General features: G+C 45.6%; 19 protein-coding genes. 11 read left to right on the plus strand and 8 right to left on the minus strand.

The window, feature by feature from the left end:
• The first annotated feature begins 12 nt into the window (after nucleotides 1–12).
• From AB4027_RS00435 to AB4027_RS00455, 5 genes are all read left to right on the plus strand, one after another.
• Nucleotides 13–801, plus strand: coding sequence for an ABC transporter ATP-binding protein (locus AB4027_RS00435; protein ID WP_368645562.1), 789 nt, complete (start codon nucleotides 13–15; stop codon nucleotides 799–801).
• The gene (locus AB4027_RS00440; RefSeq protein ID WP_368645563.1) at nucleotides 791–2,455 is read left to right on the plus strand and encodes a hypothetical protein; all 1,665 of its coding nucleotides are present in this window, start codon (nucleotides 791–793) and stop codon (nucleotides 2,453–2,455) included. The genes AB4027_RS00435 and AB4027_RS00440 overlap by 11 nt, the downstream gene beginning before the upstream one ends.
• A 141-nt stretch (nucleotides 2,456–2,596) precedes the next feature.
• Entirely contained in the window at nucleotides 2,597–3,610 is a 1,014-nt protein-coding gene (gene trpS, locus AB4027_RS00445) for a tryptophan--tRNA ligase (protein ID WP_368645564.1), read from the plus strand.
• Between the two features lie 30 nt (nucleotides 3,611–3,640).
• The gene (locus tag AB4027_RS00450; RefSeq protein ID WP_368645565.1) at nucleotides 3,641–4,087 is read left to right on the plus strand and encodes a GNAT family N-acetyltransferase; all 447 of its coding nucleotides are present in this window, start codon (nucleotides 3,641–3,643) and stop codon (nucleotides 4,085–4,087) included.
• A gap of 113 nt (nucleotides 4,088–4,200) precedes the next feature.
• On the plus strand, nucleotides 4,201–4,368 hold the full coding sequence (locus tag AB4027_RS00455; RefSeq protein ID WP_368645566.1) for a hypothetical protein: 168 nt from the start codon (nucleotides 4,201–4,203) through the stop codon (nucleotides 4,366–4,368).
• Nucleotides 4,369–4,637: 269 nt separating this feature from the next.
• Here the strand turns inward: AB4027_RS00455 and AB4027_RS00460 are convergent, their stop codons facing one another.
• From AB4027_RS00460 to AB4027_RS00485, 6 genes are all read right to left on the minus strand, one after another.
• A complete protein-coding gene (locus tag AB4027_RS00460) occupies nucleotides 4,638–5,882 on the minus strand; it encodes a glutamate-5-semialdehyde dehydrogenase (protein ID WP_368645567.1) in 1,245 nt (414 codons plus the stop codon).
• 18 nt (nucleotides 5,883–5,900) lie between these two features.
• Complete coding sequence (gene proB / locus AB4027_RS00465; protein WP_368645568.1) at nucleotides 5,901–6,713, minus strand: glutamate 5-kinase; 813 nt, start codon at nucleotides 6,711–6,713, stop codon at nucleotides 5,901–5,903.
• 159 nt (nucleotides 6,714–6,872) lie between these two features.
• The gene (locus AB4027_RS00470) at nucleotides 6,873–8,114 is read right to left on the minus strand and encodes a hypothetical protein (RefSeq protein WP_368645569.1); all 1,242 of its coding nucleotides are present in this window, start codon (nucleotides 8,112–8,114) and stop codon (nucleotides 6,873–6,875) included.
• 13 nt (nucleotides 8,115–8,127) lie between these two features.
• Nucleotides 8,128–8,976, minus strand: a complete 849-nt coding sequence (locus AB4027_RS00475; RefSeq protein ID WP_368645570.1) for a hypothetical protein — start codon at nucleotides 8,974–8,976, stop codon at nucleotides 8,128–8,130.
• A complete protein-coding gene (locus AB4027_RS00480) occupies nucleotides 8,973–9,662 on the minus strand; it encodes an ATP-binding cassette domain-containing protein (RefSeq protein WP_368645571.1) in 690 nt (229 codons plus the stop codon). Before AB4027_RS00480 ends, AB4027_RS00475 begins: the two co-directional genes overlap by 4 nt.
• A complete protein-coding gene (locus AB4027_RS00485) occupies nucleotides 9,659–10,039 on the minus strand; it encodes a GntR family transcriptional regulator (RefSeq protein ID WP_368645572.1) in 381 nt (126 codons plus the stop codon). The genes AB4027_RS00480 and AB4027_RS00485 overlap by 4 nt, the downstream gene beginning before the upstream one ends.
• Nucleotides 10,040–10,222: 183 nt before the next feature.
• Between AB4027_RS00485 and AB4027_RS00490 the strand changes: the two genes are divergently transcribed.
• Complete coding sequence (locus AB4027_RS00490; RefSeq protein WP_368645573.1) at nucleotides 10,223–10,864, plus strand: hypothetical protein; 642 nt, start codon at nucleotides 10,223–10,225, stop codon at nucleotides 10,862–10,864.
• A 93-nt stretch (nucleotides 10,865–10,957) separates the two neighbouring features.
• On the opposite strand, the gene AB4027_RS00495 is transcribed toward AB4027_RS00490, so the two are convergent.
• Both AB4027_RS00495 and AB4027_RS00500 read right to left on the minus strand, forming a co-directional pair.
• On the minus strand, nucleotides 10,958–12,331 hold the full coding sequence (locus AB4027_RS00495) for an MATE family efflux transporter (RefSeq protein WP_368645574.1): 1,374 nt from the start codon (nucleotides 12,329–12,331) through the stop codon (nucleotides 10,958–10,960).
• 311 nt (nucleotides 12,332–12,642) lie between these two features.
• Entirely contained in the window at nucleotides 12,643–14,049 is a 1,407-nt protein-coding gene (locus tag AB4027_RS00500; RefSeq protein WP_368645575.1) for an MATE family efflux transporter, read from the minus strand.
• Nucleotides 14,050–14,475: 426 nt separating this feature from the next.
• Between AB4027_RS00500 and AB4027_RS00505 the strand changes: the two genes are divergently transcribed.
• The 5 genes from AB4027_RS00505 (at nucleotide 14,476) to AB4027_RS00525 (ending at nucleotide 20,709) form a co-directional block, all read left to right on the plus strand.
• The gene (locus AB4027_RS00505) at nucleotides 14,476–15,852 is read left to right on the plus strand and encodes a M20 family metallopeptidase (protein ID WP_368645576.1); all 1,377 of its coding nucleotides are present in this window, start codon (nucleotides 14,476–14,478) and stop codon (nucleotides 15,850–15,852) included.
• 3 nt (nucleotides 15,853–15,855) lie between these two features.
• Nucleotides 15,856–17,049 (plus strand): carboxylate--amine ligase, encoded by a 1,194-nt coding sequence (locus AB4027_RS00510; protein ID WP_368645577.1) that lies wholly within the window; start codon nucleotides 15,856–15,858, stop codon nucleotides 17,047–17,049.
• A gap of 52 nt (nucleotides 17,050–17,101) precedes the next feature.
• Complete coding sequence (locus tag AB4027_RS00515; protein WP_368645578.1) at nucleotides 17,102–18,667, plus strand: Mur ligase family protein; 1,566 nt, start codon at nucleotides 17,102–17,104, stop codon at nucleotides 18,665–18,667.
• A 30-nt stretch (nucleotides 18,668–18,697) separates the two neighbouring features.
• Nucleotides 18,698–19,414, plus strand: coding sequence for a TraX family protein (locus AB4027_RS00520; protein WP_091489730.1), 717 nt, complete (start codon nucleotides 18,698–18,700; stop codon nucleotides 19,412–19,414).
• Between the two features lie 86 nt (nucleotides 19,415–19,500).
• On the plus strand, nucleotides 19,501–20,709 hold the full coding sequence (locus tag AB4027_RS00525) for a M15 family metallopeptidase (protein WP_368645579.1): 1,209 nt from the start codon (nucleotides 19,501–19,503) through the stop codon (nucleotides 20,707–20,709).
• Nucleotides 20,710–20,755 lie beyond the last annotated feature (46 nt).

The following is a 20,755-nucleotide window of genomic DNA, read 5'->3' on the forward strand; positions in this document are numbered from 1 at the left end:
AAGGAGAAGTATATGAAACCAATCGTAGAATTAGTCGATGTAACCAAGCAGTTTGACGGGACACCGGTACTTAAAGGCGTGACCTTTTCCGTGATGCCCGGCGAGATCATCGGCTACATAGGTCCAAACGGTGCGGGAAAAAGCACCACCGTAAAAATAATTTTAGGTATGCTGAAAAAAGACTCAGGAACCATAAGGCTGTTCGATCAGCCGCTTGACCCGAACGATGTGACGTATAAAGCGCGTATCGGGTATGTCCCCGAGAATGCGGAACTGTATGAAACGCTGACAGCGAAAGAATATCTGCTGTTTGTCGGTGAACTGTACGGAATGGAAGAGAAGGAGATCGTTGAAAGAGCCGTGCAGATGATGGATGCACTAGGCATCAAAGACGCTTTTCATGGACGTCTGTCCAGCTTTTCCAAGGGGATGCGCCAGAAAGTGCTGATCATATCCAGTCTGATCCATGATCCGGATATTTTGTTCTGGGACGAACCGCTGAGTGGTCTGGATGCCAACAGTGTGCAGATCATCAAGGAACTGTTAGCCAAACTGAAACAGGAAGGCAAGACGATTTTTTATTCTTCTCATGTCATGGATACCGTTGAAAAACTGAGTGACCGGATCCTGATCCTGCATGACGGTCATGTGGTCGCAGACGGACCGTTCAGTGAACTGAAAAAAGAAGCAGCCGGGACACTCGAGCAGCTCTTCAATACCCTGACCGGCTTTGACCAGCATGAAGCCCTGGCAGAGCAGTTCCTTAAAGGGATGAAAGGGGAAATCACGCATGATGCGTAATGTGTTCGGCACGGGGGAGCAGGCAAAAGAACCGGTCTATCTGAAACTGATCGATAAGCTGGCCCCTTTGTACACCAAAGTCGGCGTCGACTACCGGCAGATGCGGACCATCCTTGAAATGAAGATGACGATGGACAGCCGGAAGGAAGCCGTCATCCAGGGCATGGGATCCAATGCCAAGCAAAACGAAGAGAAGAATCACTTCTTTTCAAGCTTGTGGGTCTATGCGATCATCAGTGTGTTTCTGTTGTTCCTGTTTGTCTATGACAACTGGGTCTTCCAGTACACGACTTATTTCAGCTACATCTTCATCATGCTGTTTTCAACGATGCTGGCGAATTTTTCCAACATCCTGCTGGATACAAAGGACGCTGAACTGATCGGGACGAAGCCGGTCTCGCAAAAGACTATCGGAGCAGCCAAAGCGACGCATATCGGCATTTATCTCGTGTCGTTCACCTTTGCCGTCGGACTGGCTGTCATGCTGGCGACCTTCTACTTCAATGGCATCCTGGCTGGTGTCCTCATTATATTCCTGACGTTTCTATCTTCATTATGGGCACTCGGTTTGACGATCATCATGTACTCAACCGTCCTGAAACACTTTGATGGGGAAAAGCTGAAGAACATCATTGCCTACAGCCAAATTGGTGTGTCCATATTTATGGTCATGGGGTATTACCTGATGGGACAGATTTTTGAGGTCATCGATCCGGAGACCTTCCTGGTTGAAATGAACCTGTCAGTGGGCCATGCCCTGCTGTTTCCGATGTGGTTCGTAGCCCCGTTCGGTCTCTTGCAGGAAGGCATTCAAACCGTTTATATCGTTTACACACTCTTTCTGATTGCAGGAACCGTTGTTATCGGGATTCTTTATAACGTGAACAGTGATAAAATAGACAGCAATCTTCAGAAGATGGACAAGGCAAAAGCCAAGCCGTCCAGTCGTTCTTTTCTGGAAAACGGCACAGCGAAGTTGCTGAGTTTTAGTTCACTAGAAAAGGCCTATTACCACTTCACCTGGCAGCTGACGAAAAATGAGCGGGAGTTCAAGACGCGTTTATATCCATCGATAGCCAGCGCGATGATCTTTCCGCTGTTCATGTTCTTCTCAAGTTTGAGAGGAGATCAGCCGATCACGAGTCAGAATACACAAACCTTTTTATATCTGCCGTATTTCACGATGCTGGCCATCCCGATGATCGCTGTGGCTACACAGTTTTCTGTGAACTACAAGGGCAGATGGCTGTTTGAGCTGAGCCCGAAGCATGCCAAAGGTCCTTTTTTGAGGGCGGTGACGAAAGTCATGTTGGTCAAGATCCTGCTCCCGATGTACGGCCTGATCAGTCTACTGATCCTTATCTTGACAGGGTTCATCTACAGTGTTCAGCTGCTGAACGGCTTTTTACTGATGAGCGCCATTCTATACTTTGAGATGAAACGGTCCAGTCAGGGGCTGCCGTTTTCCAGAAAGTACGCCGCATCGGAAGCCAATCAGGGCTGCATGGCCAGTCTCATTTTCTTTATACCGGTATTCGTGATTTCATTAGGCATGATCCTGCTTCAGTCCTTTGTCCCTTATGCAGAATGGGGTGTCTTAGTGGCACTCATCGCTTTGAATGCCTGGTGGATGAAAAAGGGGTTCAATAAATAAGGCGCATAAGGATGATGTAAGCGGAAAGAAGCGTACCAGAATAAGCGTGAGAGAAAGGAGAAGAGGCTTTTTCTCCTTTTTTTTCCTGTCTAATTAAGATACAATTAAACCAATCAGATAAATTAGAGGAGATTATTAAACATGGAACGAATCATATTAACCGGAGACCGTCCGACCGGGAAACTGCATCTTGGTCATTACGTCGGCTCACTGCAGAACCGTTTGAAACTGCAGGAAGATGAAAACACTAAAGTCTTTGTCATGATCGCCGATCAGCAGGCATTGACCGACAACGCGAAAAATCCTGAAAAAGTACAGCAGAACTTAGTGGAAGTAGCGCTGGACTATCTGGCAGTTGGCCTGGATCCCAAGAAGACCACGATATTCGTGCAGTCTCAGATCCCTCAGCTTCCTGAATTGACGATGTATTACTTGAACCTGGTCACAGTGGCGCGTCTGCAGCGTAACCCGACAGTTAAATCGGAAATATTGGAAAAAGGTTTCAACGAAAGTATTCCTGCCGGCTTCTTCATGTATCCGGTCAGTCAGGCCGCAGATATCACAGCATTCAAAGCGACACATGTGCCTGTCGGTGAAGATCAGAAACCGATGGTCGAGCAGACACGCGAAGTGGCGCGCGACTTTAACCGCACCTACGGAAAAGACGTTCTGGTCGAGCCGGATATCATCCTGCCGCCAAAAGGCTCAGGCCGCTTAGTCGGTATCGACGGCAAAGGAAAGATGAGTAAATCACTGAACAACGGCATTTATCTTTCCGACAGTGCGGATGAGATTCAGAAGAAAATCATGAAGATGTACACGGACCCGAATCACATTCGTGTGGAAGACCCCGGTCAGGTCGAAGGCAATGTCGTCTTCACCTATCTGGATGTATTCGATGATGACAAGGAAAAAGTTCAGGAGCTGAAAGACCAGTACCGTAAAGGCGGTCTGGGTGACGTGAAGATTAAACGCTACCTGAACGATGTCCTGCAGGCGAAGCTTCAGCCGATCCGTGAACGTCGTGAAGCTTTTGCACAAGACAGAGGCGCCGTCCTTGAAATGCTGAAAGAGGGCAGTCTGAAAGCGGAAGCCGTTGCAGCTCAAACGCTGGACGAAGTCAAAGAAGCGATGGGCATCAACTATTTCAAGTAAATCTCTGAAATGAAAAGTGAAGTGACGCGTATGATGGAACTGAAACCTGTAACGAAACATAACTATCTGATGGTGGTGGATCTCAAAGTCCATCCCCATCAGGAAAAGTATGTTGCCCAGAACTGGCTGTCCCTGCTTGAAGCCAATTACGAGAGCGACAAATATCCGTTTGCCGTCTACCACGACGGAGATCCTGTCGGCTTCATCATGTGCAGCTATTATCCGGCAGATAAAGCGTACCCCATCGCTTCCTGGTGGCTGGAGCGGTTTATGATCGATAAGGACAAACAGGGTCAAGGCTTAGGCAGACAAGCGCTCACGCTCTTTTTGAGGGAGTACAAGCCGGACGAATCGGTGGATGAAGTAAGGCTGGGTGTGGAACCGGAAAACGACAAGGCGATCCAGCTGTATGAATCGTTTCGCTTCGTTAAAGAAGGTGTCGTGGAAGGCGAACACGTCTACGTCAGAAAATGGTAAAAATGAATAGAATTGGAAAAGCATGCACTGGCTCAGAGCCACTGCATGCTTTTTAGTCTTTGTGGATTCAAGTTGTGCCGGCTGACGAACAATAACAACTTGAGTTTGACGTAATGAAAAAGGTTGTGACTACCGGCTATTTTCGTCCTTTCGAGCGGTCAATAAAAGCTAAAGATACGTCACACTCAGACGAAAAATACGTTGAGCAGGCAATAAAAGCAGCCAGTAGTGACCGGTCGGCACTAGAAAAAAATTGGGTGGTCAGTAGAGGGTGCCTGTAGTGACTACTCGTTTTAAAAAAGTGCTTCAGAAGACACTAGATGAGGAAGATAGTGACAAGTCACTATCGAAAAGAAATAGAGCGGTCAATAGAAGTGTCAGATAGTGACTGCCCGACTATAACCTTGAGCTGAGAAGGCAGAAAGAAAATCACTTATACCCACCCGAAAGACGAAGCTGTTTCGGTGGAAACAGCTACCTTATGAAAAAAGAAAAACAGACAAGATCATAGGATCCTGTCTGTTAATCGTTCTTATAGAGTTGAAATAAATCAGCGTGTTTGTCCTTCGCCAAAGATGATGTACTTGGAAGAAGTCAGTTCTGGCAAGCCCATTGGCCCCCTGGCATGCAGTTTCTGGGTGCTGATGCCGATTTCTGCGCCGAACCCGAACTCAAAGCCGTCAGTATAGCGCGTTGACGCATTGACGTAAACCGCTGCAGAATCCACTTCACGGTGGAAACGCTGGCCGGCAAAGTAATCGTTCGTCACGATCGCTTCCGAGTGACCGGTACTGTATGTGTTGATGTGCTCGATGGCATCATCTAAAGAATCAACGACTTTAACAGCCAGGATATAATCCAGGTATTCTGTTTCCCAGTCGGCTTCTGTCGCAGGGGTGAAAGCTTTCAGGTGTTTCTGAGCGGCTTCGTCCGCACGCAGTTCGACCTTCCATTCATTCAGAGCTTCTTCGATGACGGGCAGATAGTTTTCTGCGACGTCTTTATGGATCAATAGAGTCTCAGCCGCATTACAAACGGACGGACGATCTGTTTTGGCATTGACGATGATGTCTTTAGCCATATCAAGTTGGGCGGACTGGTCGATATAGACGTGACAGTTCCCCGTTCCAGTTTCAATGACCGGCACCGTCGCATTTTCAACGACCGCTTTGATAAGGTTCGCGCCGCCGCGGGGGATCAGAACGTCCAGATAACGGTTCAGTTTCATCATTTCGTTGGCTGAGTCGCGTGACGTATCTTCGACTAATTGGATCGCTGTTTCAGGCAAAGTGCTTCCTTTAAGCGATGCACGCAGGCTGGTCACGACGGCCAGATTGGAATTGAAGGCTTCTTTTCCGCCACGCAGGATGACGACGTTACCGGATTTGAAGCACAGTCCGGCTGCGTCTGACGTGACGTTTGGACGGGCTTCATAAATGATACCGATGACGCCCAGTGGAACCGACTGCTTGCCGATTCTAAGGCCGGCGTCGTTGGTCCACATGCTTTCGACCAGTCCGATCGGATCAGGTAGTTTGGCAATATCTTTCAGTCCCTGAGCCATAGCTTCGACCCGTTCTTTCGTCAAGGTCAGTCGGTCCAGCAGGGATTCTGAGATGCCGTTTTCTTTTGCGGTTTCTGTGTCCTTTTTATTGGCTTCGATTATCTTATCTGTATCGTTTAAAAGGCCTTCCGCCATTAAAAGCAGCGCCTCATTTTTTGCTTTTGAAGAGGCCTGAGCCAGCTGACGTTCAGCCTGTTTCGCTTTTTTACCGAGTTCGATCAATGTTTCCATTAGTCATGCTCCTCCCGTCTATTCTTTTGAGAATAAAGTTCCTTCGTCTTCACCGTTTAAGATCCGGAACAGGACTGTCAAGTCAGATCCATTGGCTAAGACCATGCGTTTATCGGCTCCCAGGACGATCTGCGCCGCATTCAGTTTCGTGATCATACCACCAGTACCGAATTTTGATGTGGCATCCTGTGCCAAGTCAAGGATATCCTCTGTCACTTCGCTGACGACGTCAAAACGCTTGGCATCGTCATGTTTCATCGGGTTTTTATCATAAAAGCCGTCGATGTCTGACAGCATGATCAAAAGATCCGCTTCTGTCAGTTCAAGGACGATCGCTGAGAGAGTATCGTTATCACCAAAGCGGGTCAGATGATCCAGTTCTTCGACAGAGACCGTATCATTTTCGTTGACGATCGGGATAACATTTTTGACCAGAAGCTGTTCAAAAGTATTGACCGTATTTCTTCGGCTCACAGGGAAGTCGGTAACATCTTTTGTCAATAAGACTTGGCCGATCTGGTGACCGTAGTGGTAAAAGAACTTGCTGTAAAGACTCATGAGTTCAGTCTGACCGATAGAGGCAATAGCCTGCTGCTCAGGTATCGTTGCGGGACGCTTGGTCAGGTTCATGCGAGACAAGCCCACACCGATGGCACCTGAAGAGACGAGGATCACTTCTTTGCCCTGATTCAACAAGTCGCTCAACACGAAGGATAGTTTTTCCATCTGCTGCAAGTTGATGGCCCCATTCGGGTACATGATCGTGCTGGTTCCTACTTTGATGACGATTCGCTTGCTTTCTCTGATTTTCTTTCTCGTTTCGTTAGTCATATAATCATTCTTTCTTTAATAAGAGTTCTGTACTGTCACTTAACTTTCCATAGTATAACAAGTTATATCATTAAATGCCAGATACCTTTCATTGTTACTTATAAAAAATAAGTTTCCCCACTCATCTTAGTAATTAAAGGTGAGTGGGGAAATGTTGATTTATTCAGCTGACGGGTCGATGCCAAACTCATAAAGTTCAATACTTATTGCATCATGTTTGCTGGAGTCTCTGGGTTCTACAGTACCCTGGAAAAGTGTTTCCTGCGTCTGGATGTCACTGACCTGAAAGATCGGGCGAGTGACTCCTGCAGAATGATTTCCTGCAGCTTCAGCAGTCTGAACTTCGTAGGCATACAGTTTTCCGTTCGAAATGGTCATGCTCTGATTGAAGGTTTTGCTATAACTGTCACTGAAGTCCCTTCCAATGGTAGCTGAAACCATCTCGATGGTCCCTACCAGATCCGTTTCCTGGTTCTCCGAATTCACTTCGTATAATTCTATCGCTTCACCCAGGTCTTTCCCTGCATAAAGGCTGTCGTTGTCAGTGAAAAGAAGCGTCTCTTCTTCTTCAAAAAGCGGAATCTCGATCACTTCCTGTGTTTGCGTGTCATAAGCGTAATAACCAGTCGTTTCAGTTGTATAGTCAAACTCTGACACGGCTGTTTCGCTTACTGACTTTAATAGGAGAAAGCGTTCGGTCTTGTCAAAAGACTGGACGATATGGAGGCTAGTATAGATCCCCGTAGTCCCCGTTTCTTTTGAAAGGTTCAGGGTAGCCGTCAATTCTTCGGCAGGGTTCTCTAAGTCAACAGTATATATGAGATCCTGTGACTCCCCTGAGTAGTTGTTGACGAAAAGCGTTAAAGAAGGATAGTTGACGTAAGCAGCTCGAACCTCATGAGACTGTCCCTGGCCGCTCAGATCAACTTCAAACGTTTTTTCAGCTTCTGTTTCTTTATCCAGAACAGCGATGGTCAACTGACCATTTGAAGCCGAACCCCAGTGCACATCGCCTTCCATTGCAGCATAGATCAAGTGGTTATCTGTCTCAACATAATGTTCCGGCCGGCGGCTTTTTCCGCGCATAAAGGAGCGATAGTCAGTGATCAGTTCATTCATATTCGGGCTTAAGCCGAAATCCATGCGTTTAGGGAAGGGAATGTCCTCTCTGTACAGAGAGTCCCCGTTTTTAAATATGACTGTCGAACTGTTGGAATAATTTTGAGCATCCGCAACAAACCCCATGAACTGGAGAGGCTCAGCGTATTCCGGCTTTCCTTGTGAAGTGACAATATTCAATTCAGGATAAGGCGAGCTGGCCTGTGCATTGTAAAAGCTGAAACCGGTCAAGGCGACGGCTATGAACAGGAGCAGGCTCGTTAACTTGATGTATTTGGTCATGATTCGTTCCTTTCTATACCGTGATTTTTTTATTGATCAAGTGACGGCTCAACAGTAATGAGACGGCGCCGACTATTGTGATCAGTACGATTTCAATGATCATCAGTTCTGAATCATATAAGATATAATTGTTTTTCAGTAAGTCAGGTAAGGAGAGAGGGAATAGAACAATGGATAAAGAACAGACAGCGTAGCCGATTCCCAGCAGGATGCCTTTCACTGCAAAGCTTCTTTCCATAAGGATGACTGTAAACAGAACGAGCAGGAGGATCATACCGATGCCGTTGATCACTAAAAAGTAACCAGGCTCTAAAGGGAAAAGATAAATGAATAAAAAATTCATCCGTAAAGATTCCATCAGGCCGATTTCAGCTGAATACGTACTTTCGATAATAGCTGAAACGATCGGATAGCCGATAAAGAGCGAGATCATTTGTGTTGCAATCAGTGTGAATATGCCGAAAAACAAGGTGATCAGCTTTGAAAAATACAGTGTCATCCGTGAAACCGGCAGCATGAGCAGGCGGTAAGCAAAGGTGTTTTTCCCGAACCACTCTCTATACCAGATGAACACGGCGTAAAAGAGCAGACCGCTGACCCCGATAGCGATGGGTCCGGCGATCCAGAGCGTTTGTGTGACATCGTAGAACGAGAAACGGCCGAATGTGTCAAGTGCCTGCTGGGGCGTGGCAGAATTCTGAGCGATATATTCATTGATTTTTCCCATATGCTGCATCGGGGTGTAAACGTAACCGACCAGATTGATCAGTAGGGTCAGTCCCATTAAGGTAAACAGGAGTTTAGACAAGCGTTCCAGTTCGAAATTCGTTAATTTAAGTAGTGTATGTAGTGATTTTTTCATTGATTATAAACCTCCCTCATAACGTCAACGACAGATTTGCCTTCTGTTTCGCGCATTTCTTCTGCATTGAATTCTTTGTAAATGACGCCATTATCCAAAAGGACCACTTTATCCAGAAGATGTTCAATGTCATAGATTTCATGCGTCGTGATCAGTACACCACGGTCTTCGACCAGGCGACTGCTGAAGACTTCAGTGATCTGTTCGCGTGTGAAAATATCGATACCTGAAAAAGGCTCATCCATTAAAACATAATCCACATCTAAAGCCAGTCCCATAAGTAGATTTACTTTGGCCTGATTCCCTTTCGACAGTTCAGAGATTTTGTCTGGCATGTTCAGCCGGAAAAAGCGGACGATTTCTTTCGCTCGTTTACAGTTCCAGCTGCTGTAATAATCTTTCATAAAGTCCATGGCTTCGTGCACTGTCATTTGAGGCAGCATGATGGCGACATCCGGTATGAATGCGACTTTATTGTACATAGCCGGACCCATTTTTTCACCGTCGATGGTTATTTCTCCCTTTTTAATAGGCGTCAGGTTCATTATGGCGTTCAGGATCGTTGTTTTCCCAACGCCATTGACGCCGACAAGACAGGTGATCTCGCCTTTGTTGGCGGTGAAAGAGATGCCGTCGAGCACTTTTTTACGCCCAAAGCTCTTGTGTACGTTTTTAAGTTCTATCATTGCGTATCCTTCTTTCTTGTATGCATTTTTTCTTCTATAAGATGAACGATGTCATCCAAAGGAATATCAATAGGATCGATGGCTGATACAAAGGTGTTGACCGCCTGATCCAGCCATTCTCTTTTTAACTGACTGAGCACCGACGGGTCTGCAGTCACTCGGCTCGGACGATTGGGTTCTGTATAGATCAAGCGCTGTTCCTCCATTTCGCTGTAAGCCCGCTGGACAGTGTTCGGGTTAATTTTAAGCTGGTTAGCCAGCTGTCTTCGTGAAGGCATTTCGTCTCCCGGATCAAATTCTCCTGATACGATCTGCCGTTTGAAATACTGTATGACCTGGAGATAGATCGGGTCTCTTTTATTGAAGGTTACATTCAACTGGTTCAGTCCTTTCCAAGAAAAGTAAATGAGTAAGCGAGCAACTGTATTAAATGGTTAATACACTAAGGATAAAAAAACACAAGGTGTATCAAGTGGATAGTACACCTGCTAGCTGTATTATATACATGATACAGCTGCTGTGTCAACGTGAAAATGAAAAAACTGAAAAGATCTTCAAGAATGAATGATCAGGCTGCGGGCCTGATCAAGACCTTATTGAATTTAGACCGGTTATTATTGATGATTGGGATTGCTCATATATGGATCACCATGAGCACGTCGAATGAGAGCATCATTGGCATCACTCAGACACAAAACACCGTGAGTACACCCAATGAAGGGATCAATGGACGTACTGAAACAAAAATAGCCTTGAGCACGTCGAATGAGAGCATCATTGGCATCACTCAGACACAGAACACCGTGAGTACACCCAATGAAGGGATCAATGGACGTACTCCAATAAAAATAACTGTGGGTACGTTGAATGAAGGCGTCAAAGGACGTACTGAAACAAAAATAGCCGTGAGCACGTCGAATGAAGGCGTCAAAGGACGTGCTCCAACAAAAATAACCGTGAGCACGTCGAATGAAGGCGTCAATGGACGTACTCCAACAAAAATAACCGTGAGCACGTCGAATGAAGGCGTCAATGGACGTACTCCAACAAAAATAACCGTGAGTACGTCGAATGAGAGCATCAATGGCATCACTCAGACCCCAAATACCGTGAGTACGTCGAATGAGAGCATCAATGGCATCACTCAGACCCCAAATACCGTGAGTACACCCAATGAAGGCACCATTAGCATCACTCGGTAAAAAACTACCGCGAGTACGTCGAATCAACGCCACTTCAACAAAACAACAAAAAATCCCAACCATCGCATAGACAGCTGGGACCTTATAAATAGATTATTTGATGACGTTAGCCAGTTTTTTGAAAGGTCTGATTGTTTTGCCACCAGTCAGCTGACGTTTCAGTGCATAATATGAACCAAGCAATGGGAACAGTGCACCGACCCAGGCGATCGGGTTCGATAGGCCGACGCCGACAAAGCCGAGTGATTTTGACAAGAGCAGGACGGCACCGACACGGCCGAAGAGTTCAAATAAGCCGGCAAGGGTTGGCGCAGTACTTTTACCTAAGCCCTGGAGCGTATAACGATGAACGATCAGTGATGACAGCAGGACATAAAACGCTGAGTTCGTGATGAAGTACAGACGAGTCATTTCCAGGATCTCCGTATTTTCAGGTCCGACAAAGAGCAGAGCGAAATACTGGCCGAAGAAAATAAGGATGGCGCCGACGACAACGCTATAGATGGTGGTGACTTTCAGGACTTTCTGAACACCTTCCCAGACACGGTCAAGCTTGTCTGCACCGTAGTTCTGAGCGGTATAGGTCGCCATGGTCACACCGATTGCCATCAAAGGCTTGGTTGCCAGAGAATCGATTTTCTGTGCAGCGGTCGTTGCCGCAACAGCTTCAGGTCCTAGTGTATTTAACGTCATAGAAACAACGATCATACCAATAGCGATAAGCGATGTCTGGAAGCCCATCGGGAATGCGATCGCTGAATGTTCTTTGATCTGCTTCATTCCTGCAGCCCAGTCTTCTTTATGGATGCGGAAAAGCGGCACACTGCGTTTGATGTAGACGAGTCCGATCAGGCCTGAGATGAACTGTGCAATGACGGTCGCTAAACCGGCACCGGCCACACCCATGTCAAACACTAGAATGAAGGCTAAATCTAAAACAACGTTCAAGACGGATGCGATAGCCAGAAAGACGAGCGGCGCTTTAGTATTTCCGATGGCGCGCAGCAGGTTTGAGACGAGGTTGAATAAGACGATCCCGCTTAAGCCGATGAACATCATGGTCAGATAATCGTTCGCAAAGCCGATCAGTTCGTGCGGTGTGTTCATGAATTCTAAAATGTTTCTTCTGAATGAAACAGCTAGTACAGTCAGCACAACACTCACGGCACCGGCGATGATCACGCTGGCTGCCAGGTTTTCGCGGATGGCTTTTTCGTCTTTCTTGCCGAAACGCTGGGCGGTGATTACTGACAGACCGGATGTCAATCCGATGGCAAGTCCTAAGACAAGGACGTTGATGCTGTGTGTAGATCCGACGGCTGCGAAGGCATTAACGCCTAGTGTCTGACTGACGATGTACGTATCTGCCATCTGGTACATTTGCTGTAATATATTTCCGATCACTAAAGGTAAAGTGAAGAGTAAAATGAGTTTTAAGGGACTACCTTTGGTCATATCCTGGTTCATAAAATGATTCCTCCGTTTTGTAATGTTCATGTCTTTTATGACGTGTTTTCAATAAGCTTCATTTTTTAGGTCTTTGGATAAGTATAGGCAGATTACATCTGATTACAACCCATAAACGAAGGGAAACTTGACAGTTTTGTGAACGGAAAAAACCATGAAAATAGGAGCCGTTTTCATTTGCTCAACAGGGGCATTCCTTGATTTAAAAGGATATTTTTGAAAATGTAGACAAAATATGAAAAATGAGAGAATGATTAAAATGATAGAAATAAAAAGAGCACGGATCACTGAGATCCATGCTCTTTAACACCTTATTTGATTTTTGAGGGTGACGGTTCCAGCTGATCAAGAGTGAGATCCGGTTCAGTCTCGATACTGACAGGCATTCTGCCGGACAAGTCGCGCTTGGTCGCACGGTAAGCCCATACCAGAGGAACGAAAGCGGCAAACCAGGCGAGTGGGTTGGCGATGACGGTCCCTAAAAAGCCCAGATGGACAGACAGGAAGCCGGCAGCCAATACACGAGCCAGCAGTTCACCGATGCCCGCAACAGTTGGAGCCAGACTGTTGCCAAGGCCCTGCAGAGTATGACGGTAGATGAACAAGACTGAAAGAACAGCATATAATGAAGAATTCGTCAGGAAATAATACTGGATCATCTGAAGGATCTCAGCCGGGGCATCAGCACCCACAAACAAAGTGGCAAAGTTTCTACCCCAGATCATAAGGACGAGACCAATAACGATACTGTATCCGATACTCATCTTCAACGCCTGATCCACGCCGTACCAGACCCGGTTCAGTTTCCTTGCCCCATAGTTTTGAGCCGCATAGGTCGACATCGTTATGCCGAAAGACTGCAAAGGAAGCATGGCGACTGAATCGATTTTCTGAGCGGCAGTAAAGGCAGCGACAGCTGGTGCGCCGAGCTGATTGAGCGTCATCGTGATGGCAACGGAGCCTATGGCGATAATGGAATACTGAAAGCCATAAGGCAGACCGATGCGTAAATGTTCCTTGAATTCCGCTTTATCCAGTTTCCAGTCTTCTTTGTGGATACGCAGGAGCGGCACTTTCTTCCATATGAACCAGAGCGTCAGAATACTGGAGACGATTTGAGCCGTGATGGTCGCTAAAGCTGCTCCTCTTATACCCAGGTCAAAGACAAGAATGTAGACATAGTCCAGAACAATATTTAAAATAGAAGTAACAATCAAAAAGTACAGCGGTGTTTTACTGTCGCCTAAAGCGCGCAGTAGGTTAGCCAGGTAGTTAAAAAGAATGACAGCACCGATGCCTCGGAACATGACATTCAAGTAGTCATAAGCATAGGCATAGGTCTCATCAGGTGTTTTCATGATGGTCAAGATCTCTTCTGTAAAGGTGGTGGTCAAAAAGGTCAGCGTGATGCCGATCGTCAGGCTGATGATCAAACCGGTGGACAGGTTTTTTCGCAGGGCTTTTTCATCTTTGCGACCGAAGCGCTGGGCCGTTATGACGGATAAGCCGGCTGTGATCCCTATAGCCAGACCAAGTATCAAGAATTGAAGACTAGAAGTAGAACCGATAGCTGAAAAGGCTGTTACCCCTATGGTCTGACTGACGATATAGGCGTCTGCCATATTGTAGAGCTGCTGAAATAAGTTCCCTATCAATAAAGGAACGGTAAAACCAAGGATCAGTTTGATCGGATTGCCGTGGGTCATATCTTTTTTCATGTGATCACTCCTGTGTATCTGAACATATTATGACAAAGTGTCACTGCCTGACAAAAAAATAAGGCAGATGCATAAATTTGTAATTACCTGATAATTATAGCTTTATTGAATATAAAAACAAGCTTAAATTTAACTTTTACAAAAGAAAGTGAAAGACGATCGGTCAGGATGTAAACGGATGAGCAGCAGTGAAGCAGACAGACAGATCCAGACTTAGGTATTAGCAACTGCAATAAAGGAGAGAAGTGGTAAAATCGTAGTGGATTCGTAAAGAATGATAAACAATTATACGGTATAATAGAAGAAATTAGTTTTTCCGAAAAAAGTATGGGAATAGTTGACTTTTTTCTCATATCAAGTAACGTGATGAACAAGAAGACAAATAAAAAGGTTCTATTTTAAATAGAACAAACGAGGAGCATACCAATGGAAAATTATCTGACAGATTCGATAAAAAGTGAAAGCCTGCAACTATTGAAGAAACTGATCGGCATCCCTTCGGTGAATACAAGTCAGGAGACAGAGGAGACTTATCCGCCGTTCGGCAAAGAAATAGACCGGGCGTTGAAAGAAACGCTGGCTATCTGTGACAAATTGGGTATGGATACTTTTTATGATCCAGAAGGCTTTTATGGTTATGCAGAATATGGAAGTGGCGAAGAAACCGTCGGCGTCCTCTGTCACTTGGATGTCGTCCCGGAAGGCGATACAGAGAAATGGAAATCCGATCCATTTAAAGGAGTCGAACGTGACGGCGTACTTTATGGACGTGGCTCACAGGATGATAAAGGCCCTACTGTTGCGGCGCTTTATGCGTTCAAAGCAGTGGTCGATGCCGGCAAAACCTTTAATAAAAAAATTCGTTTCATTTTCGGTACAGATGAAGAGATCCTCTGGCGCGGTATGGATCATTACAAAGAGCATGAAGACTTCCCAGATCTCGGATTTGTTCCGGATTCCAGATTCCCGCTCACTTATGCTGAAAAAGGTCTGCTCCAGGCCAGAGTCGTTGGACCGGGGACGTCTAAACTGAAACTGCAGTGTGGAAGTGCGCCTAACGTCGTTCCGGAACGGGCCGAATACAAAGGCGGACACCTGGAAGAACTGAGCCGTATCCTGACTGACAAAGACATTCCGTATCATCAGTCAGAAGAAGGTATCGTTGTTGAAGGAAAAAGTGTGCATGCAAGCAAGGCCGGTGAAGGGAAAAATGCCGTGACGCGTCTGGCGCAGGGTCTGGTCGACTTGCAGCCTCACCCGCTGATTTCATTTTTAGCTGAGAAAATCGGTATGGAAACCAATGGTGAAACGCTGTTCGGTGAAGTGAAAGACGAAGTGTCAGGCGAACTGACTTTAAATGTCGGCACTCTGGAAATTAGTGAAAATACGTCTGAAGCCATGCTGGACATCAGGATCCCTGTGACTTATGACAAAGAAGACATCGTAGAAAAAGTAAAAAATATAAGCAGCGAATATGGACTGGAATACAAAGAACATGATTTCCTGGACTCCTTGTATGTGCCTGAAGACAGTGAGCTGGTCCAGTCACTGCTGGCGATTTACCAGGAAAAAACAGGAGACACAGAAAACAAGCCGATGGTATCCGGCGGAGCCACTTATGCACGTGCGATGCCGAACATGGTTGCGTTCGGTGCCCATTTCCCTGGAAGCATCAGTCTAGAGCATCAGGAGAATGAGGGTATAAATCTGGATGAATTTTACAAGGCAATGGATATCTATGCTGAAACGATATACCGCTTATGCTGTACAGACAGTCAGCAAAGCAATGGAAAGAGTGAGTAAAGAATGGAAACCAAACATAAAGCAGTCGTACTGGGCAATAATTATTATATCGGACTGAGCATTATCAGGAGCCTTGGGAAACATGGCGTCCCGGTCGCTGTTGTAGACTATCAGGAGGAAGGGGCCTATGCCCGTCAGTCCAAGTATGTGACTGAAAAACTGATAGGACCGCATTACAGTAAAGAAGCGGAAAAATTCAAAGACTTCCTTATCGGCTATGCTAAAAATCAGGACTATAAACCTGTCCTGTACCCCACTGCGGATCCGTATGTGGAATTTATCGACACGTACTTGGATGAACTGAAAGAGGTTTATCTGATCAATCAGACAAAACAGGGCTTCTGGAGCGATCTGATCGATAAAGACAAGCTGTATGTCTTGGCTCAACAACACAACGTTCGCGTGCCGAAAACGATTCAGGTCAAACAGAACGATGTCATTGAAAGAGTCGAACAGGAACTGGGCTATCCCTGCATCATCAAACCGTCTGATTCTTCGACTTTTGTCTCTACCTTCCGCAAGAAACTTTTCAAAGTGACGAACCGGGATGAACTGGAAGAAGGCTTGAAAAAAGCGAAAGACGCTGGTATCGAAGTAGTCGTCCAGCAACTGGTGCAAGGATTTGATGATCATATGTATACCTTTGATGCCTACTTGAATCAGGATTCTAAAGTCACACACTGGGTGACGGCTCAAAAAGAACGCCAGTATCCTATCAACTTCGGTGCGTCTGTTTACATCAAGCAGAAATATGTACCGGAACTTCATGAGATCGGGGCCCCTTTCCTGGAGGCGATCGGCTATAAAGGATTTGCAGAAATCGAGTTCAAGAAAGATGAGCAGACCGGTGAATATTTCCTGATCGAGATCAATGTCCGGACCACGAATTTTAACCAGATGCTGACAGAACTGGGGTTCAATATGCCACTTTTAGCCTATAAAGAACTGACAGGTCAGGAAATCGGACAGGACAGCTTAACGGAAACGACCAATCTGGCTTTCCATTATATGTATGAAGATCTGCATGCGTCCCGTGCGTACGTAAAATCTGGTCAGCTGACGTGGAAAAACATCCTGAAAACTTATACGGAAAAAAGAGTCGGATCGATCTGGTCAGCCAGTGATCCTAAACCCGGCCTGCACTATGTCGGTGGTCTAGCTAATAAAGTCAAAAATAAGATAGTGAAAAGAAAATAAAAAGAGATTTTCTTGTATTGAGTGAATGTCTTAAAAGAGGAGAACCGAGCTTATGCAATTATCTGAGCTACTCACAGCTATAAATGTATTAGAATCAAAGAACGAAAAAAATAGTGAAATCAGCACGATCGCGTATCATTCCAGCAAGGTACAGGGGGATTCGTTGTTCGTGTGTATCAGAGGTTATAAGACAGATGGGCATCAGTATGCAGAGGATGCTGTAAATAGAGGGGCTGTGGCCTTGATCGTCGAGGAATTCCTTCCAGAGATCGCTGTGCCGCAGTACCGCGTGGAAGATAGCCGGAAAGCACTTGCCGCATTAGGCGATCAGTATTATGGTCATCCATCCAAAGATATGACACTCGTGGGCATCACAGCCACCAACGGAAAAACGTCGACGTCCTTCATGACGAATGCCATTTTAGAGGCAAACAACTGGAAGACGGGTCTGATCGGGACAGTCATGGTGAAATATGGAGATACACTGGTTCCGAGTATTTTGACTACACCGGAATCACTGGATCTGCACGGGTATTTTGACAGAATGCGTAAGGAGAACATTTCACATGTCACAATGGAAGTCTCTTCTTCCGCACTGGAATTAAGCCGAGTCGGTAGTGTTTCGTTTGATATCGTAGCACTGAATAACATCAGTCGTGAACACATCGATTTACATGGCTCATTCGAAGAATATTTTAATGCCAAAGCAAGTCTGGTACGCGAGGCCAAATCAGATCAGTTTGCAGTATTGAATCTGGATGATGCGCATTCTGCTTCACTGACCACTGAAACGGCAGCATCTGTCGTTACTTACGGTATTGAAGATACATCAGGCTTTCTTCAGTGCAGGGACATTGATTTGTCTACTGGCAGAGGGAATTTTACTGTAGAGATCAACAAACCCTTTAAAACGATCAATGGCGATACTGTTGAAAAAACAGCATTTGACATCCACTTGTCTGTGGCTGGCTACCATTCAGTCTATAATGCGATGGCTGCTATAACCATTGGTTTGATCAGCGGAGTAGATATCCAAACGATCCAGTCTGGCATCGAAAGTTTCAAAGGTGTGGAACGTCGCTTCCAGTTTATCTATGAGAAGGATTTTAAAATAGTAGACGACCATTTTGCAAATGCAGGGAATATCGAAGTCACTTTGGAAACGTTGATGAAAATGGATTATAAAAAACTGCATATCGTCTATGCCATCAGAGGCAGCCGCGGTGTGACAACAAACCGTGAAAATGCGGAGACTCTCGCAAAGTGGGCGCCTAAATTAGGTCTTGAAAAAGTGATCGTATCACTGAGTGAATCACATGTTATCGATAAAGATGATGTCCTGCCGGAAGAACTGGAGGCATTCAAAGAAGAGATGGACAAAGTCGGCGTGGAGATCGAACTGCATAAAGAAATGCCGGATGCTTTGGAGTCTAGTCTCGATCAAGTCGAAGCAGGAGATGTCGTTCTCATCGGCGGGGCACAGGGGATGGACTTTGGAGCGAAATATATCCTGAATCAGCTCGTTGACAAACGTCCGGATCTAAATGCTGAAGAAGTACTGGCTCCTCTTGGCGAACGCGTGGCCGGGATCGACGAATCATTTTTAGGTGACAGTTAACTTATTGACTCAAAGTATTGGAGTGATACGATGGAAAAGCCATTCTCGACTACAAACATCAAAAATATCGGGTTTAATGCCAATGTGATTAAAATCGTTGCGGTCACCTCTATGTTTGTCGACCATTTCTCCCGGGTGATTACCGAAGAAGGAACAGCGACCAGCTGGGGACTCCATTTGTTTGGACGGCTGGCAGCTCCGTTGATCGCCTATCTCGTGGCAGAAGGTCATTACTATACGTCAGATAAACTAGCTTACGCAAAACGGCTGTTTATCTTTGCGCTTATCTCCCATATACCGTATATTGTATATTTTGGTTTTGGTTTTTTTCAGGCAACCAGTGTCTTCTGGTCTTTACTGATGGGACTGATTGCCCTGACAGCAGCAACGAACGACGAACTTTCTGATATATGGAAAGTCCTGATAGTGGGAGCGAGCCTGATTCTTGCCGCCCCGGCAAACTGGAATTATATTGCTGTGCTTTGGGTATTGAACTTCGGTTTGTTCAGAGAGCGAATGGGCTTTAAGCTTACAGGATTCGTTGTCATTACAGTGTTATTCTATATCATACCGGGTCTGCAGCAGTATGGGACCGAAGTCACGTACCGTTTCGGGAGTCTGCTGGCATTGCCGTTCTTTTATTACTACAATAGAAAACCGGGGAAAAGAACCTGGTTCACGAAGTGGGCTTTCTACTGGTTCTATCCTCTGCATCTGATATTCCTTTATGCATTGAAGATGTTTTGACCTGAAGCATCCAAGGTCTTATACTGTGTAAAGATAAAATAAATATGGACTAGACTAGTGGTTTATCAGAAAAAGGAGCTTTGATTTTGAAGAAACAGAAACCGTTCTTAAATGGCTTGATCATCATACTGCTCTTTTCGATCGTGATTGTAAGTATAGTCCTATACTTACAGCGAACACCTGCGGACGATCCGAGCAGACAAGGCAGTGAAACTCCATCAGGACAGACTGAAGACGGCGATTCGAATGAAGAGATAAATACGAATGTAGAGCATGAGCTGCCAATGTGGCACCTCGATGGACCGTTTGAACTACCTATTATCGGCGCCGCAGGATATACGTCAGTGACACAGCCATTATTTGAAGAGCCTGAAGCTGATGCAAAAGTTCTTCAGGAATTAAAACCGGGGACGCCCTTTGAGATAAAAGGTGAAAGCGGAAAATACTGGTCTATAGAATCAGAATCTTTTAAAGGCTGGATCGAACATCGCTTTGCTTTTATTAATTTGCCGGATGTCGTACCATCCATTCTCTACAATCATACTAATAGTTACGCGTCGCGTTTTCAGACCTCTTATATGGATATCCCTGAATTAACGGGGGAACCATTGAATCCAATGGTCGATTATAATAAACGACTGGAAAAAGAAGAGTATGTTATGCCTATCCTTTATCAGACGGCTAAAAAAGTTTTTCATGCTCAGCAACTTGCCCTCCAGAATGGAGATACTCTCGTCATATATGAAACATTCCGACCGAGAGAACTTCAGCTGCTCGTCAATGAGTCGATGGAGAAGCTGGCCGAAGAAAATGAGGAAGTAGCTGAAGGGATCACTGGTGAGCCTTGGAGTATCACCTGGTTCATAAATATGAATGTGTCAAATCACCAGCGCGGATTATCATTAGACGTCAGCCTTGCTGAAGTGGAAGAATTGACAGATCAGACGATCGGAGATTTTAAAGCACTGGGAGTTAAAGAGTTTAAGGAATACACCATGCACACCCCGATACATGAATTAAGCGATGAGTCAGCTGTGTTTAATAGACCGATCGCCTCAGCCGACCGTGAAGGCTGGAAAAAACTGGAAATCAATCCGGAAATGACGCAGCCTGCACTTAAACTCCAGGATTATATGGTCGAAGCGGGGTTTAATCCCCTTGCTTCTGAATGGTGGCATTTTAATGATGTCGATGCCCTGGAAGATCTGGGGAAAGATGCAGGAAACGGTAAATTTTTTATCCGTGAAACGATTAACAGCGTCCCCAGATGGAAAGAAATTTCACCTGCCCAGTGAGGCGATCCATGCATCCCTAGAGTGCAGTGCAGGTATAACGAATGCA

It is taken from the genome of Alkalibacterium putridalgicola (genome assembly GCF_040959045.1).
GTDB classification, from domain to species: domain Bacteria; phylum Bacillota; class Bacilli; order Lactobacillales; family Carnobacteriaceae_A; genus Alkalibacterium; species Alkalibacterium putridalgicola.

Bases quoted from the DNA above. Each gene is read 5' to 3' on its own strand.
- AB4027_RS00515 (WP_368645578.1), top strand. From the start codon at position 17,102: ATGCAATTATCTGAGCTACTCACAGCTATAAATGTATTAGAATCAAAG.
- AB4027_RS00450 (WP_368645565.1), top strand. From the start codon at position 3,641: ATGATGGAACTGAAACCTGTAACGAAACATAACTATCTGATGGTGGTG.
- AB4027_RS00460 (WP_368645567.1), bottom strand. From the start codon at position 5,882: ATGGAAACATTGATCGAACTCGGTAAAAAAGCGAAACAGGCTGAACGT.
- AB4027_RS00455 (WP_368645566.1), top strand. From the start codon at position 4,201: ATGAAAAAGGTTGTGACTACCGGCTATTTTCGTCCTTTCGAGCGGTCA.
- trpS (WP_368645564.1), top strand. From the start codon at position 2,597: ATGGAACGAATCATATTAACCGGAGACCGTCCGACCGGGAAACTGCAT.
- AB4027_RS00480 (WP_368645571.1), bottom strand. From the start codon at position 9,662: ATGATAGAACTTAAAAACGTACACAAGAGCTTTGGGCGTAAAAAAGTG.
- AB4027_RS00505 (WP_368645576.1), top strand. From the start codon at position 14,476: ATGGAAAATTATCTGACAGATTCGATAAAAAGTGAAAGCCTGCAACTA.
- AB4027_RS00435 (WP_368645562.1), top strand. From the start codon at position 13: ATGAAACCAATCGTAGAATTAGTCGATGTAACCAAGCAGTTTGACGGG.
- AB4027_RS00490 (WP_368645573.1), top strand. From the start codon at position 10,223: ATGAATGATCAGGCTGCGGGCCTGATCAAGACCTTATTGAATTTAGAC.
- AB4027_RS00510 (WP_368645577.1), top strand. From the start codon at position 15,856: ATGGAAACCAAACATAAAGCAGTCGTACTGGGCAATAATTATTATATC.
- proB (WP_368645568.1), bottom strand. From the start codon at position 6,713: ATGACTAACGAAACGAGAAAGAAAATCAGAGAAAGCAAGCGAATCGTC.
- AB4027_RS00440 (WP_368645563.1), top strand. From the start codon at position 791: ATGATGCGTAATGTGTTCGGCACGGGGGAGCAGGCAAAAGAACCGGTC.
- AB4027_RS00475 (WP_368645570.1), bottom strand. From the start codon at position 8,976: ATGAAAAAATCACTACATACACTACTTAAATTAACGAATTTCGAACTG.
- AB4027_RS00500 (WP_368645575.1), bottom strand. From the start codon at position 14,049: ATGAAAAAAGATATGACCCACGGCAATCCGATCAAACTGATCCTTGGT.
- AB4027_RS00495 (WP_368645574.1), bottom strand. From the start codon at position 12,331: ATGAACCAGGATATGACCAAAGGTAGTCCCTTAAAACTCATTTTACTC.
- AB4027_RS00520 (WP_091489730.1), top strand. From the start codon at position 18,698: ATGGAAAAGCCATTCTCGACTACAAACATCAAAAATATCGGGTTTAAT.
- AB4027_RS00470 (WP_368645569.1), bottom strand. From the start codon at position 8,114: ATGACCAAATACATCAAGTTAACGAGCCTGCTCCTGTTCATAGCCGTC.